Here is a 15,445-nt window from a genome sequence, read left to right on the forward strand (position 1 = left end):
ATCGAACCCGAGGTGGATCGGGCCCGATGAACGGCGTCGCCGAACCGATGGATCGGTCCGAGGGTCGCAAGTGTGTCGACTTCATCGCGATCAACTACGCCCCCGAGGTCACCGGGATCGCGCCCTACGTCACCGACATCGCCCGACGCCTCGCCGCTCGTGGGTGGAGCGTGCGCGTCATCACCGGTTACCCGCACTACCCGCAGTGGCGACTCGACGGGAACATGTCGGACTACACGTCCACGGTCGTCGATCAGGGCGTCATCGTGGTGCGAGTACCGCACAGCATCCCAGACGGCACTGCTCTGGTGTCACGCTCGCGGATGGAGCTCGAGTTCGGCCTGCGCGCCATCGTCGCCCACCTGCGACCGGAGGCCGTCACCGTCATGGCCAGTCCGCCGCTCATCGCGTCGGCGCTGGTGATGATTCGCCGCAGGGTCGGGCGTCGCACGCTGTCACCGATGGGGGTCTGGGTCCACGACCTGTACAGCCAGGCAGTCAGCGAAGCGGCCGCGGGCGGGTCCCTCAGCCGCGCCCTCGTGAGCAGACTCGAGAAGTTCGCCCTCTGCTCCGCCGATGAGGTGGCGGTCGTGCATCCGCGCTTCGGCGAGATCATCGTCGACCGACTCGGCGTCGACCCGGCGGTGGTGACCCACGTCCGGAATTGGACGCAGGTGCGCCACGAACCTCGTGCGCCCCGGGACATCGCACGAGACCGACTCGGCATGTCCGCCGACGCGATCGTCGCGGTGCACGCCGGCAACATGGGCCAGAAGCAGGGCCTGGAGAACCTGGTCGACGCCGCACGACTCGTCGCCGGGTCGTCGGACGCAGCTCGGAACGTACACCTGTACCTGGTCGGCGACGGCAATCAGCGCCGGCATCTCGAGGACCGCGCGCGCGGCTGCACGGACGTCACCTTCGTCGACTCCCTGCCCGACGATCAGTTCCACCTCATGCTCTCCGCCGCCGATGTCCTGGTGGTCAACGAGAAGCCCGGCGTCCTCGAGATGTCGCTGCCGAGCAAGCTGACCACCTACTTCAGCTACGGAATACCGGTGGTGGCAGCGGTTTCCGATGGCGGGATCACCGCTGCCGAGGTACGGCGCTCGCTCGCCGGGGTCGTCGTCTCCCCGGGCGATCCGGCTGCTTTGCTCAAAGCGATCACCCAGATCGCCGCCGACAGCACCGCGGCACGCATCATGGGCGAAGCGGGCGAACGGTATTCGCGAGAGGTGCTCGGCGCCGACGCCGCCGTCGAGAAATTCGAGATGTGGCTGCGCAAGCTGTCGCACCACGCCTCGGTGCGGGCATGACCGTGACGACACCGACCACGACCACCGCGCGCTCGGAGGTCCTGTCCGAACTCGAACCCCGACGCCTGCGCGACTACATCGTCGACAAGTCCGATCGCGGACGCAATCGACTGTGGATGGTCACCTGGCTGGGCGTCGGCGCCGTGTTGCGAAGCGGGGTCGGCGGCACCGTGCTGCGTACCCGTCTGCTGCGTGCCTTCGGCGCGCGGGTGGGTGCCGGATGCGACATCCACCGGAGCTTCCGGGTGCACTTCCCATGGAAGCTGGACCTCGACAACGACGTGCGCATCGACCGCGATGTGTGGATCATCAACCCGGAACCGGTGACCATCGGCGCCCACTGCTCGCTCGGACGACGGACGGTCATCTGCTCGGGCGGTCATGACCACCGCTCACCCACCTTCACCCGCACGAGCGAGTCGGTCGTCATCAGCGATCGCTGCCATCTCGGCAACGGCGTGACGGTACTGAAAGGCGTTGTGCTCCAGCCTGGTACGCAGGTACCCGCCGGAGCGGTGGTCATCCCGGCGATCTCGGCGAAGTCGCGTTCTTCGACACCGGGCGGCCGACCATGAGGATCCTGCAGGTACTCACACTCCTGTCGCCCGCAGGCGAGTTCGGCGGACCCGCAACCGTTGCGATCAACCAGAGTCGCGCGCTCGCCGAGCTGGGTCACGCGGTCACGCTCATCGCCGGCTCGTACGACGGGCCAGCGGCGGCCCCTGACCTGCCCGGTGTCCGTGTCCTCACGTTTCCGACGCGAACCGTCGGCCGCGGGCGAAGCTTCTCACGCATCATCGCGCCGTCGATGCTGCGCTGGATTCGGGCGCACGCCGACGATTTCGACGTCGCCCATGTCCACCTCGGTCGGGACTTCGTGACCCTCCCCGCCGCTCGCCTGCTGTCATGGGGCAACGTCCCGACACACGTGCAGACACACGGGATGATCAACCCCCGGCCGTCGCTGCCCTATCAGGTGATCGATCGGGCGCTCACGATCCCGGCTGTGCGCGATGCCCGAACAGCGTTCTACCTGAACGAGGTCGAGCTGCGAAAGCTCCGATCGGCGATCGGCGGTTCACCGCGCTACTCCTACCTGGGCAATGGTGTGCCACTGCCCGACGCCATGCCGACCGATCGCCCCGACGGGCTGCCCGAGGTCCTCTTTCTCGCCCGGTTGCATCCCCGGAAGCGTGCAGTGGCCTTCGCCCGCGTCGCAACCGAACTCGCGCCGCTGATCCCAGCCCGTTTCACGATCATCGGACCCGACGAGGGCGATGGGCCGGTTGTCGACGACGTGCTTCGCACCTTCCGCGCGTCCCACGACCCCGAAGTCGCCGACCGCATCCGTCGGGAGGCACCGATTCCTGCACGCTTGGTGGCGGAGCGTCTCGCACAGGCGACCATCTACGTGCTCCCGTCGATTCATGAACCGCTGCCGATGTCGGTTCTCGAGGCGATGGCCGCCGGTCTGCCGGTGGTGGTCACCGACACCTGCGGATTCGCCGGTCTGGTTGCCGGCGCCGACGCCGGTCTCGTCGTCGACGACTCGATCGGCGCCCTGTCGGCGGCTCTGACCGGACTCCTCACCGACCCGGCGCGGGCCCGCGCGCAAGGACTGCGGGGACGAATCGCTGTCGAAAAGCACTGGGGCATCTCGTCGATCGCCCGACAACTGGAGGAGCGCTACGATGCGGCCCGCTGATCTCGCCGACCCGACGAACAGCGTGGGGACGGTCAGCGTCTCCATCCTCGTCCCGTCCTTCAACCCGGGTGCTCACTTCGAACCGGCGATCCGTTCGGCACTCGGCCAGATGAGCCCGCACGACGAAATCCTCATCCAGGACGCCGAATCGACCGACGGAACCCAGATCCTCATCGCCGCTCTCGCCGAATCGGATTCGCGGGTGAAAGCCGTGATCGAGGCAGACGACGGCCAGTCGGATGCGCTCAACCGGGCACTGGCCCGGTCCGCCGGCCACTGGGTTCTCTGGCTCAATGCCGACGACATCCTCGTCGAGGGCGCACTGAACGCTGTTCGTGCCGCGCTTCGCGATTCACCCGGCGCAGCGGTGCTGACCGGAGATCACCAACTGCTGCGCGCCGGTGGCGAGGTGGTCGGGACCTACCGCGGCAAGCCCATCGAGACACGAACCCTGTTGCGACGATCCACCTGCGCATCGTTCTCCGGCTCGGTTCTCATCCGTCGGGATTACCTGACCTCGCTCGGCGGGTTCGACAAGGATCTGCATTGCACGATGGACTACTCGTTGCAGTTCCGCATCGCCGAGACCGCACCGGTACAGCAGGCGATCCCGGTTCCGATCGGCGCGTTGCGTTTTCACGATGCCTCGAAGTCGGCCAACCTGTGGCAGACGTTCCTCGTCGAGTCGTTCCGTCTCCGGTTGCGCTATGCAACGTCCCCTACGGACCGCGTGCTGGGTCTGGTCGGCACCCTCGAACAGCTCGTCTCGTTTCTGGTGTTCCGCATCCGGCTGACTCCCGGCTATCGAAGGGTGCGCGGTGTCTTCCGCAGTTGACGAGAGCGCAGGCGCAGGCAACCGGCTGCGCACCGATGCCTCCGTGCGAATTCTGGCCCGGGTGGCCAGTTCCGCGATGCTCGGTGTCTTCCTGTTGCTCCTGGCCAGAGCCCTCCCGGTCGACGCCTTCGGCCAGTTCGTCCTCGCGTACACGCTCGGCGTGGTGGCCGGCCTCGCCGCGGGCTTCGGGGCACCCATCCGGGTGATGCGCGTCAGCGCGTCGGGAGACAACCACACCGCCGCAGGCCTGTACGTCGCGCACACCATCGCCGTGTCCGCCGTCTTCGTCGTCGCCGTCGCCGGACTCGTCTCGTGCGGGTTTCCGCTCATCGTCGTGGCGGGCGCGCTGTTCGCCTACTCCGACACCGCGCAGAACTTCGCGCAGAACTTCCTGGCCGGCACCCACGCGCACACCGCCGCCAGCTGCCTCGTCGTCGTGCAGCGCGCCGCACCCCTCCTGGTGTGGGGTGGGTTGGCAGTGTCCGGCCGCAGTCTCGACGCCTCCGCACTCGCGCTGATCTTCGCGTGTACGGCCGTGACCGCGCTGATGGTCCCCGCGGTCTCCATCGGAGTCCGGGGGCTTCGGACCGCCGCCGGTGCACTCCACGCGCCAGACGCAGAGACCGCCCGCTACTGGGCGCTCGCGATGTCGGGAACGTTGGCGCAGCTGCAGGTCTCTGCCCTCGCCGTGGTCGCGCCGCCCCTGACCGTCGGCTACTTCGCGATGGCCACGCGCGTCACCGGGCCGCTGACACTGCTCTCCGCCGCGCTGTCGACGGTTGCGGTCCCCGAACTCGCCCGCACCGTCGACGACGCGTCGGCTTTCGACCGGATCTACCGACGCTACCGAAACATCGTCATCGCCTACTGCGTCGTCGTCGTCATCGCGGCGTGGCCCGTCGCCTGGGTCATCGTGCAGATCGTCGGCACCAAATACGAACCGGCCCAGACCCTCTTGATCGGCATGATCATCGCGGCCGGCATCTCGTCGCTCTCGCAGGCGATCAGCTCCAAGCACATCGCCGCGGGCCGTCCCGGCACGGTGACCACAGCGATCATCCTGGGCGGCGCGGTGACGCTGGCCCTCCTGCTCCTCGCCGGCGCACTCGACCACCTCGACGCCCTCTGGCTCGCACCCGTCGCCGGTCAACTACTCGTACTCGCCGCACTGCTCTCCGACGTCCACGAAGGTGGGAGAATGACCCGACTCATCCGAACTCACTGGGAGAAAGCTCTTCTGACGGCCGCCGTCGTGGTTCTCGCCCTGACCGGCGGGGTGGCTTTCGCCGGCGCGCGCGAACCCGGTTCCGAGACGCACAACGCCGGAGCCGAGGTCAGCTCCGCCGCGTCGACCTCGCGGTCGGCGACCGGCACCTCGGCAGACGGCACGGCCGTCAGAATCCTCGTCGTCGGTGACAGCTTCACCGAGGGAACAACGTACGGCGGCAAAGGCAGCTCGAACTGGACCCGCATCGCACAGGGCCGTCTCTCAGCGACCCGCCTCAACACGTGCCCGGTGCTGCTACGGGTGTCCGGCCGGGGTGGCGCCGGTTACCTCACCACCGGAATCCGGCACACCACGTTCGCCTCGGAGGCGCAGCGACTGCTCACTCCCGATGTCTCGGCGATCGTGCTCGTGGGCAGTGGCAACGACCTCTCCCATCCGTCGAAGCAGTACCGTGACGCGGTCGACGACACCATCCGCTCAGTGCGCAAGGCCCGGCCCGAACTGCCGGTCGTCATCGTCGGGCTCTCCTGGATTCACGACGCCCCGGTTGCGCCAGAGTATCTGCGCGCCAACAGGTTGCTCGCCGGCGCCGCCAAGCGGCACGGGGCCTCCTTCGTCGATCCGATCAGAAGCGGCTGGTACGCCGCCCCCCGCGACCATTCGATCGTGGGTGCCGATCTGCGTCACCCGACCGACGAGGGGCATGCCATCATCGCCGACCACATGACACCGGTCCTGGAAAGTCTGGCGCGCAAGGGGAGCTGCGAATGAACCGGCCGCGCGTCATTCACAACCGCCCACGGGTCATCCGTGCGGCGACCGCGTTGGGGGTCACCGCATGTCTCGGGCTGATCCTCGCGATGGCGGTGACCACCTTCTCGACGCAACACACGACGGTCCAGGCGACATCGCGCGTCGTCCTCACCTATGAACGCGATGCGATGCAGTTACCGCAGGACTTCGACCCCGCACCCACCATGCTGCTGACGCGAAGTATCGAGTCCTACTCGTCGCTGGTCACCAGCGAGAACTTCCTCCGTCGCGTGATCGACACCCACCACATCGCGATGAGTCCCGCCGAACTCCGGCGCGCGGTGTCGATCACCGCTCCGCCCGAGACGACGATCATGGACTTCACCGTCCGGGGTGACGACGCGCGCATCGTCGAAGCAGCAGCGTTGGGCGTCGGGCGCGAATTCACCGCCGCCCTCGCCGAACTCGAGTCACCGGCACCGATCGAATCACTCGTCCTCGGACCGGTGGACGCCGATCGGACATTCCCCGATGCGCCGGTGCGCACCGCACTGCTGGCGACCCTGGCGGGACTGACCGCACTGGTTCTCGCCGCGATGTTCGCGCGCCGCCCGGCCCGACAACCACTCCCCCAACCCACACCGACCGCAGTTGTCTGGAGGACACCATGAAGCGACCCAACAAGTGGCTCAGCCTGATCGTCTGGCTGCTCCCCGCGTCCACGGCAAAGAACGCGATGCTGCGCATCCTCGGCAACACCATCGGTCACGGCGTCAGCCTCGGACCGAACCTCGTGCTCGGGTGCGGACCATTCCGCATCGGAGACCACGGAGTGATCGCGCCGTTCAACATCTTTCGGCAGATGGCGCGAGTCGAACTCGAAAAGGACAACTTCATCGGCCGGTTGAACCAGTTCACGGCCGCGCCGTCGTACCAGAGATTCAGTGACCACGCCGGCGTGCTGTCGATGGCCGAGCAGGCCGCCGTCACGAACCGCCACTACTTCGACTGCTCGGGCCGGATCGAGATGGAGCCCTACAGCGCAGTGGGCGGGACGCGGAGTCTCCTGCAATCCCACGAGATCGACATCGTCGAGGACCGGACCACCATCGGCACCATCACCATCGGCGAGCGGAGTCTGACCGCGACCGCGTGCCTCATCTTGAAAAACGCTGTGATCCCTCCCTATTCGCTCGTCGCCGCCGGATCGGTGGTGACCGCGTCTACCGAATCCGCCGTCGGCGACGCCGGGCTGTACGCCGGGGCGCCGGCACGGTGGCGACGCGATCTCCCCGAATGCAAGTGGTGGTACCGGTCGTCGTACATGACCCCGGTGCGGGAGGTCGAGGGGTTCTGATGGTTCCGACCTCCACGCCCCGGTTGTCGTCGATGGCCCTGGTAGTCCTGGCCGTCGCTGTCGTCGTCCTGGGTTCGGCGTGCACCACCGCGGCACAGGCCGAACGGTCTGACGATCGGGTCGCCTCGGCGCGGGGCGCCACCGTGCACGTCGATTACGCCACGGCGGCTGCGGTACCGCCCGGTTTCGTCGCCGTCGAGCGGGGCCGCAGTCTGCACCCACTCCGGGTCGCGGACGGGCGTCTGCTGCACGGCACGTCCTCCGCATCCGATGCGGCGTCGTACATCTCGACCGATCTCGCGCCCGCCCGAGTCACACGAATCGGCGCGACCGCGAGCTTCACCGGAGACGATTCCGGGGCCATCGCGCTCCTCGTCAGCGCGAAACCGGTGCCGGAGAACGAGTCCGACGCGGCACCCGATGCGGCGGTGCATTTCGTCGCGACGCGGACGGGATGGTCGTATGCGATCTGGCAGGCGGGTGATGCCGGACAGACGATCCTGGGCGAGGGCACCTATCGGACCGCCTTCGACCGCGACGCCGCTCGGTTCGAGATCGAACTCGACGAAGACCGGGCGAAGGTCTACCTTCCCGACGCCACGTCGATCGTGTTCACCGACGGCCGCATCGCCGAGTTCGGTGGGAGCTGGGCGACCTGGGAACTCTACGAGGACGCCCCGGGCACGAGTCCCGCGTCATTCCGGGAGTTGTGGGCGTCATGACCTTGATTCTCGTGACGTTGTTGGTCGCACTGGGACTCTTCGTCGCAGTTGCCTACGACAGGCAGTGGGCCCGGCATGTCGATCGGTTCCTGTGCAGTTGGTTGATCGCGTTGACGGCATGGCCGGTCATCGTCATCTACGCCGTGGCCCCGGCCTTGTGGTCGACGGCCGACGCCGCCGGGCCGATCTTCGCGGTTCTGCTGTACGGGCCTGCGGCGGGAATCAGCGTGGCTGCAGCGCTTCGTGCGGTCTCCACCAGCGATCTGCGCATCGACGGCGCGGCGGCGATCCTCGCGTTGTTGATGCTGTACGCCTGCGCGGCGATGATTGTCGACGGTTCGGGCAGGATCGTCAATCTCGTGATGTCGATGGCACTGCTGGTGGGCTTCGTGTTCCGCTACCGGTCGTTCGGGCTCGACGATGTGGCCAGGTCCGCCCGGATCGCGCTCGTCGTGACCACCGGGAGCCTGCTGGTGTCGGTGCTGTTCAACTCATCTCGCGTGGTCGGGGCGTGCCGTATCGACAAGTGCACCGACCTCGGTGCGGTGCTCACCTCACCGTTCGCCGGCAACGGCAATCTCGCGGGAATCACCATCACGGCCCTGCTGCCGTTCGCGGTGTACCGCGTGTCCATGTGGCGTGTACTCGCCGCGGTCGCCGGGGTTGCGCTGATCGGCCTCCTCGCCGGCAGCCGAACCGCCTTCGGCGGTATCGCCGTCGCAGGTCTGCTCGGAGTCGTGTTGGCGATCCCCTCGATCACCACTCGGGTTCGGAACCTGTTGCTGGGTCTCGCGCTGGTTGCGAGCACCGTCTATTCGCTGTTCCCGCTCTACATCGGTTACACCAACGCCGATTACAGCTTGCGGGGCTACCTCTGGAACCAGGCGCTGCGGGAGATCCCCGACCAGTGGTTCTTCGGCCACAATCCGGCGTTCTGGGTGGAATCCGGCGCGTCGTTGTTGTTCAAGGCCAACTACTCCCCGCACAACGGCTGGCTGGAGATCCTGCTGTCGGTCGGGGTCTGGGGGGTTCTGCTCATCGTCGTCGCCGCCGTTGTCAAGGTGGTCCAGACCACCGACGGAACGACGCGGGCCTACCTGCTCGCCTACTTCAGCACGATCCTGGCACTCAGTTCGCTGGAGGCCGTGTATGTGCCGTACTTCCTCGGCATCGCGCCGTTTGCGGCACTGCTCCCGTACTTCCTGTACCACCACCGTCCGCCCGTTCACCGTTCGTCCCAATCCCTGTCGCCCGTGCCCGGTCACGAGGTGTCCACCGAGTCACAGATGGAGTCCCGATGAAAGTCCTCAACATCGTTGCCGCGAAATGGATGCTCGTCGTGGCATTCACGCTGATCGGCCTCATCGCCGCCATCGGCTACTCGCTGCTTCAACCGCAGACCTACGTGGCGACCGTTCGGACCTACATCGCCACCGGCACCTCCGACATGCTGGAGGCCTACCAGGGAAACCAAGCGGCCCGGGCGAGCATCCAGACGTTCGCTGTGCTGGCCACCGACCCGACCGTCGCGCAGCGGGCGATCGCCAGATCGGGGGTCGACATCTCTCTGCCACAGTTCATCTCCGAGATCTCGGTCAGCGTCCCGCCGCAGACCGTCATTCTCGATGTGTCCGTCCAGAACTCGACGTCGGCCGACGCTGAACGGCTGTCCACCGCCCTCGCGCAGGAACTCGTCGGCACGGTCACCGCTCTGCAGGAGCCGGCCAGCGGCGGCCCCGGGGCACTTCGACTGGTGGTCGTCGACCCGAATACCCAAGGCGCCGTGCGTCAGCAACTCATCGACCCGGTGCTCCTCGGCATCGGCGCGGTCGGCGGTGCGCTCGCCGGCTCCCTGATCGCACTGCTGCTCCATCGTCGCCGCGGCGGCGTGTCCGATGTGGAGCAGTCCGACCGCATCCCGGACGGTCCGACCACCGGCGACATCGAGGTCACCATCAACCGCCCGTCCAGCGCGATGAGGAGCCAGCAAGTGCCTGTCGAACAGTCGACGGCAGCGAATCACCGGGCCCCGCTGGTCGAGCACCCAACCAACGCCGGAGAACGCCCGCCGCTGGTTACACAGGCACCGAGCCCTTCCCCGCTGGTTGAGCAGGCGACGAGCGAAGCAGGCAGCCAACCCCCGCTGGTTGAGCAGGCACCGAGCAACGGAGGCAGCCGTTCCCCGCTGGTTGAGCAGGCGACGAGCGAAGCGAGGAGCCGTGTCGAAACCACCCCCCGCAACGCCACTTACACAGCTCGCCACACCCTGAGCCGGCACTCCGCAACGCGGCACGGTGGCGGATTCGTCGGGCCGGGCCGAGCCATCTGACCGTATGGCGACGCGCTTTCCGCTTCCGGGAGCTGGCGTTAAAAGAGATGCCCCACCCGCGCCCGCCCGGCATGATCGTCGGTCATGAAGTTGTGGGTCGACGATCTCCGCATCCCGCCAGAAGGCTGGGAGTGGGCCAAGACAAGTGCTGAAGCAATCGACCTCCTCGACGCCCGAGTCGAGGAGGTCGATATGATGTCACTCGATCACGATCTGGGCGGTGACGACACCACGCGGGCGGTGGTGCTGTGGATGTGCGAGCACGAGCAGTGGCCCCGCGAGGTTCGCGTTCACAGCGCCAACCCGGTGGGCGTCGAGTGGCTGACCGGGATGATCGATCGCTACCAGACGCGCTGGTAGACCCTCAGTTCAGGACACCCTGCAGCGCACCGACGACCGGCTTGGGCGAGCCGTCGAAGCGGTACAGACCGAAGTTCGAGTTGTCATCCGCCTTGTTCGCGGACAGGTCACGGGATGTGAAGAGGAATAGCGCCGCGATCCACGACAGTCCGTTCGCGCGGTTGACCGCGTCAGTGATGATGCTGGATTGGACGGCTTCGGTTGTCGAGGCAGGCGTGTTCCCGGTCGGTTGCCCGAACTCGGTCACCCAGATGGACTTGGTGGAGTCCCCATTCGCCACCATGATCGCGCGCCCCTCGGGCAGCACCGCCGCGCCGCCTCCGTCTCCGGCGCGCGGGTCCGCGGTGATCGGGTACGGCAGCGTATACGGATGGACGCCGATCCCATTGAAGTACGGCTTCGCGCCGAGTGCGTACATGTCCGAGATGAAGGTGACGTCTCGAGTCTCGGTTCGAAGACTTGACAGCCCGCCTGTGATGACAGGTTGATTGCCACCTCCCGCCCGGATTCCACCGAACGCCGCCTTAAGCAGTGGGACGTACTCATTGGCCGTGGGCGGGATCAGATAGTGCGCAAGATTCGGTTCGTTCCATACCTCCCAGGCTGCCACTCGCGACGAGTACCTAAGTGCGACCTGGCGTGCGAACTCACGGAAAGTGGCCGGGTCGGCCGGAGCGTTTCCGTTGAGGAGCGGGTTCGCACCCGGCTTCTGCGCCCAGACCGGCGCCGGGCCCTCGAGGTTCATCAGGATGGACAGGCCTTTGGAACGAGCGGCACTCACCGCGGAATCCAGGCGTGTCCAGGTGAACGAACTCGAGTTGGAGGGTTGCAGCAAGTTCCATTTCGCTGGAATCCGAATGGCCGTCGCGCCGGTCGCTCTGATCTGTTCCGCTTCCCCGGCGAAGTCAGCGCCGGCGTACTGGGTCGAGATCGAGGCGACTCCCACGCGCACGCGGGGTGCGGAGTTCGCAGACTGCGGCACGGTGACGACCAGAAGTGCAAGCACGGCGCCGATACACATCGCCACCAGGAGTCGACGCATGTGTGCCTCCTGCCCCTGTCGTAGATTCGAATTCGATCGAACCACATTACGCTGGGCTTATTGCCGGATTCGGGCCGGTTACCAGGTACGGGACGTAACTCAGCCTCCGGTCAGCGTCGCACTTGTTTCGCAACCCCCGCGTCGAGGCCTGACCGCGTGCGCTCAGCGGAGGTGCTCGCCTTCGAGACCCGCTTCTCGCCGAGTATGCCCACCCGCACAGGATTCCATCGACCGAACACCTTGATGAACACAATCGGCAGGCCGAGCGCGAGCACCAGGCAGATCACAAACACGGCGATCTCGCTCTCGACGCCAACCTTGCCCAAGGCCATGCGTGAGGCTGATGACCCGAACACATGGAGTAGGTAGATACCGAAGGAAAAGCCGCCGAGCCACGCCAAGAAACGGAACCGGATCAGGTGGCGCGCCGAGTAGAGGAGTACAACACCCGCCACGCCCACCGCGAAGCTGATTGTTCGCTGCAGCGGCGGGACCGGGTCGACTACGTTGAAAATGACTGCTGCGCGGGGGACGAACAGCGCCACGAGAGCGAGACCCGCCGCTACTGCCCACCACCCCCGTAGGTCCATAAATTTGTAGCGCTGCATTCCGTAACCAATGAGGAAGAACGGCATCAAACGAATCGCACCGTTGATGCTGAAGAGATTCCAAGCACTCGGAAACCGAACGATAATGAATATCAAGGCTGAGATCGCTAATGCGATCGCCCATCCACGACGAGTGGATGTCAATCCATAGGTATCCATCAACGCGACCACCGCGAAAATGATGAACACCGCCAGCAGGAACCACAGGTGGTCGTGCCCGTATACCACTATCCACCACGCCTCAGACAGCGCGGGTTTCGAGTTCGTACCCGGGACTACGATTTGCATCGCAAAGAGGAGAATCCCCACCGTGACCAGCGGAACCAAGAGCCGCCGGCCCTTTGCTTTGCAGAACTCCTGCAACGCCCCCGGCTGCACGGGGCGCATTGCATAGACGAAGCCGGATATGACCGTGAACAGCGGCATCCGGAGATCCTCGAGCAACAGATACGAGTACCTCCACCACGAATCGTCGGCGACCGTCATTCCGCGACTGAAGTCACTTCCGATGACGTGGCCGGCGACCATGAGGATGATAGCGAGCCCACGAAGCGACTGGACTGAAAGGTCCTTCTCAGGACGAGACTTGGATTTCGCTCCCGATTCGCCGGGAGGATAAATCATGCGGGAAGTGTTACACGGGCCTCACGACGTCGCGAATCGAGAGTAATTTCTCAACGCGATTTCAGTCACATGTGATTAACCAATACAAGAATTCCGGAGCGAACATCAGCAATCTCGCAGAAACTGCGAGATTCTTTGGGCTTCGACGACGCCGGGCGCCCGATGCTGCCGAGGTCAGAGGTCGTCCAAGCGCCGCGCCGGAATGCCCCCGTAGGTCGCGTCAGGCCTGCAGTTCTCACGGACTTCCGAGTCATCACGGATGACTGTCCTCTCGCCTATAGTCACACCCGGAAGAATGACCGCGCGTGCGCCGATCTGGGCACCGGCGCCGATCAGCACCGGCTTGGCCGGATCGTCTCCAGTTGTAACCACGGCGTCGCCGGCACGATCGACAGACGTAAGGATCCTCGCGCCGGGGCCCACCCGCACCCCGGCCCCGAGATAGACCGGGGCGGTCGCGTCGATGAATACGTCGGCGCCGAGGTCGACGCCCTCGCTGACGAAGACATCTCGGCCGTCGATCACCACACGGTCGCCGATCGAGCTCCGCTTGATGCTCACACCGGCCGCTCGGAGCACCCGCCAACGCACCTTGCGCGGCACAAACGGACGTTCCGAGAGTTTGCTCGCTACCCTGCTGCTTCGCCCCCCGGCTGAGCTGCGTCTGGTTCCTCCCATCCGGACATCATCTTCGATCGCGCCCAAATTCTTCGAATCCTAGGGCGTCCGCCGATCGGACGAATTCTCGTTTCACGCACGGCGATGACGACGGGTGCCAGAGAAACACGGCTGCCGGCCTCTTACCCGAGCGCTCGGGCTGTGAAGTTCCCGTATCTGCACGTGCTGATGTTCGACGAAGAAGTAAGTGGCAGCGTCGGCAAGCGTCAAGCGACCGCGCCCTGTCTGATAATCGATCCCGACGACTCAACCGAACGGTCGACCGGACAAACTCAACGGCACCGAGAACCGGGCGCCCGCTCGCGGCGCCCGGCCCGTCTCAAGCGTCACAAGCGCGACGACTCCGCCATTCTCGACGCCGCCGAACGTGAGGGCGCCACGGTATCCAGACTCACCTTGTGGTCCGAACTCGCGCCGGCCTTCTCGGGAACATCCGTGCCGTAGTAGGCGTAGCTGTACTCCGCGTCACGCCCCGCCGCGCCATTGAGTACGCAACCGAGAACCTTCAACTGGGCCAACTGGAGCTGTGCGGTCACCTGGTCGAGCTGAGGACGGGTCGTGCTGCCCGAGCGAGCAACCAGCAGGACACCGTCCATCCACTGTCCCACCGCGACTGCGTCTGCCACCGGGAGTACCGGCGGCGTGTCGACTATCACGAGGTCGTACAACGACGCCAGCACGTCAAAGCCCTCGCCAGCACGTTCAGAGGCCAGCAACTCACCCGCGTTCGGCGGAATCGGACCGGATGCGACGATGTCGAGGTTTCGATGACCGCTCGCCTGCACCACGTCCTGGATTTCCGCGTCGCCTCTGAGGAAGTCGGTCAGGCCCACCGCGCCATCGACGCGAACGCGACTTCCCAGACCGGGTTTCCGCAGATCGGCCCCGACAAGCACAACCTTCTTGCCGAGCTCGGCCAGGGCGAGGCTGAGATTCACTGCTGTCGTGGTCTTTCCGTCGCCCGGTGTCGGACTCGTCACGAGAATCCGGGGACATGTCGACTTGACCGACACGAACTTCAAATTTGTCCGCAGGCGACGGTACGACTCTGCCGTGGGCGATGCACCGCCTGCGAAATCAGCAGTGCGATCGGAGTTCAATTCGTCAGAACTTGGGATGGTCGCAAGAACTGGACCCAACCCGCTCGTCGAGAGGTCCTCTTCGGTGCGGATCCGGGTGTCCAGTCGGTAGAAACCGAGCATCAGGGCTGCAGCGACGATCAAGCCGCCGAACGCGCCCAGCACGATGTTGAACAGCGTATTTGGGGAAACGACATCAGCGCTCGCGGAGGCCGGCGTGATGACTGTCAGCGCGGCCACGGGCCGACCCCCGTCTATCGGCCGTTCGAGCGACGCCACATATCCGACCATCGAATTGGCCACCGCGTTGGCCAAATTCGCCGCTTCGTCGCTGTTCTCATCAACGGCAACGATATTGAGCAGCACCGTGCCCGGCTTGCTGGTCACCGACGTCTGCGCGCGCGCCTCAGAGATCGACAACGGCAATCCCGAATCCGCGATGGCGCGGCCTAGGATCACGTCCGATTGCGCCAGCTCCGCGTAGGAGACCATGCGTTGCTGCGAAGCCAGCGAACCCTGATACGCACTTTGGGCGTTGGTGTCGGTGGCCGAGGTCGCATACAGCACAGCCTTTGACTCGTATGTCGGTGTGGTCATCAGACTGACACCAAAGCCTGCGAGTGCGCCGATCAGGATGCAAGTGACGACGATCCACCACCGCCGCAGCACAACTGCTCGAATCCTGCGCAGGCGTTTCTGTGCCGTTCCGGCTGCAACTCCTGGTGGTTGAATCGGGGTCGACCCTTGGAATACCGCAGTCATTGTTTCGCTCCTTGTGAAAACGTTGAATCGGCCACCTGCTTGGGCCT

At 65.7% G+C, this 15,445-nt stretch carries 15 protein-coding genes; 11 read left to right on the plus strand and 4 right to left on the minus strand.

Features of this window, described 5'->3' with window-relative positions; genetic code table 11:
- The first annotated feature begins 26 nt into the window (after positions 1-26).
- The 11 genes from AB4Z55_RS21855 to AB4Z55_RS21905 all read left to right on the plus strand — a co-directional run bounded on the left by AB4Z55_RS21855 (position 27) and on the right by AB4Z55_RS21905 (position 10,605).
- A complete protein-coding gene (locus AB4Z55_RS21855) occupies positions 27-1,316 on the plus strand; it encodes a glycosyltransferase family 4 protein (protein ID WP_369520513.1) in 1,290 nt (429 codons plus the stop codon).
- Complete coding sequence (locus tag AB4Z55_RS21860) at positions 1,313-1,891, plus strand: acetyltransferase (RefSeq protein ID WP_101820211.1); 579 nt, start codon at positions 1,313-1,315, stop codon at positions 1,889-1,891. The genes AB4Z55_RS21855 and AB4Z55_RS21860 overlap by 4 nt, the downstream gene beginning before the upstream one ends.
- On the plus strand, positions 1,888-3,021 hold the full coding sequence (locus AB4Z55_RS21865) for a glycosyltransferase (protein WP_369520514.1): 1,134 nt from the start codon (positions 1,888-1,890) through the stop codon (positions 3,019-3,021). Before AB4Z55_RS21860 ends, AB4Z55_RS21865 begins: the two co-directional genes overlap by 4 nt.
- Positions 3,008-3,856, plus strand: coding sequence for a glycosyltransferase (locus tag AB4Z55_RS21870; protein WP_369520515.1), 849 nt, complete (start codon positions 3,008-3,010; stop codon positions 3,854-3,856). The genes AB4Z55_RS21865 and AB4Z55_RS21870 overlap by 14 nt, the downstream gene beginning before the upstream one ends.
- Entirely contained in the window at positions 3,840-5,855 is a 2,016-nt protein-coding gene (locus AB4Z55_RS21875) for a GDSL-type esterase/lipase family protein (protein WP_369520516.1), read from the plus strand. The genes AB4Z55_RS21870 and AB4Z55_RS21875 overlap by 17 nt, the downstream gene beginning before the upstream one ends.
- A complete protein-coding gene (locus AB4Z55_RS21880) occupies positions 5,852-6,508 on the plus strand; it encodes a hypothetical protein (protein WP_004022695.1) in 657 nt (218 codons plus the stop codon). The genes AB4Z55_RS21875 and AB4Z55_RS21880 overlap by 4 nt, the downstream gene beginning before the upstream one ends.
- Positions 6,505-7,194: a hypothetical protein gene (locus AB4Z55_RS21885; protein WP_369520517.1), complete on the plus strand. Its 690-nt coding sequence runs from the start codon at positions 6,505-6,507 to the stop codon at positions 7,192-7,194. The genes AB4Z55_RS21880 and AB4Z55_RS21885 overlap by 4 nt, the downstream gene beginning before the upstream one ends.
- Entirely contained in the window at positions 7,194-7,916 is a 723-nt protein-coding gene (locus tag AB4Z55_RS21890; RefSeq protein ID WP_369520518.1) for a hypothetical protein, read from the plus strand. Before AB4Z55_RS21885 ends, AB4Z55_RS21890 begins: the two co-directional genes overlap by 1 nt.
- Positions 7,913-9,217: an O-antigen ligase family protein gene (locus AB4Z55_RS21895; RefSeq protein WP_369520519.1), complete on the plus strand. Its 1,305-nt coding sequence runs from the start codon at positions 7,913-7,915 to the stop codon at positions 9,215-9,217. Before AB4Z55_RS21890 ends, AB4Z55_RS21895 begins: the two co-directional genes overlap by 4 nt.
- On the plus strand, positions 9,214-10,245 hold the full coding sequence (locus AB4Z55_RS21900; protein WP_369520520.1) for a capsular biosynthesis protein: 1,032 nt from the start codon (positions 9,214-9,216) through the stop codon (positions 10,243-10,245). Before AB4Z55_RS21895 ends, AB4Z55_RS21900 begins: the two co-directional genes overlap by 4 nt.
- An 84-nt stretch (positions 10,246-10,329) precedes the next feature.
- Complete coding sequence (locus tag AB4Z55_RS21905; RefSeq protein ID WP_369520521.1) at positions 10,330-10,605, plus strand: cyclic-phosphate processing receiver domain-containing protein; 276 nt, start codon at positions 10,330-10,332, stop codon at positions 10,603-10,605.
- A 4-nt stretch (positions 10,606-10,609) separates the two neighbouring features.
- Here the strand turns inward: AB4Z55_RS21905 and AB4Z55_RS21910 are convergent, their stop codons facing one another.
- The 4 genes from AB4Z55_RS21910 to AB4Z55_RS21925 all read right to left on the minus strand — a co-directional run bounded on the left by AB4Z55_RS21910 (position 10,610) and on the right by AB4Z55_RS21925 (position 15,398).
- Entirely contained in the window at positions 10,610-11,647 is a 1,038-nt protein-coding gene (locus tag AB4Z55_RS21910) for a cellulase family glycosylhydrolase (protein ID WP_369520522.1), read from the minus strand.
- 110 nt (positions 11,648-11,757) lie between these two features.
- Positions 11,758-12,879 carry an acyltransferase family protein gene (locus tag AB4Z55_RS21915; protein WP_369520523.1) on the minus strand — a complete coding sequence of 374 codons (1,122 nt, stop codon included), beginning with the start codon at positions 12,877-12,879 and terminating at the stop codon, positions 11,758-11,760.
- 174 nt (positions 12,880-13,053) lie between these two features.
- Positions 13,054-13,407, minus strand: a complete 354-nt coding sequence (locus AB4Z55_RS21920; RefSeq protein WP_369520524.1) for an acyltransferase — start codon at positions 13,405-13,407, stop codon at positions 13,054-13,056.
- Between the two features lie 476 nt (positions 13,408-13,883).
- Positions 13,884-15,398, minus strand: a complete 1,515-nt coding sequence (locus tag AB4Z55_RS21925; protein ID WP_369520525.1) for a polysaccharide biosynthesis tyrosine autokinase — start codon at positions 15,396-15,398, stop codon at positions 13,884-13,886.
- Positions 15,399-15,445: the final 47 nt, after the last annotated feature.

Source organism: Gordonia sp. ABKF26, assembly GCF_041103195.1.
GTDB lineage: Bacteria > Actinomycetota > Actinomycetes > Mycobacteriales > Mycobacteriaceae > Gordonia > Gordonia terrae.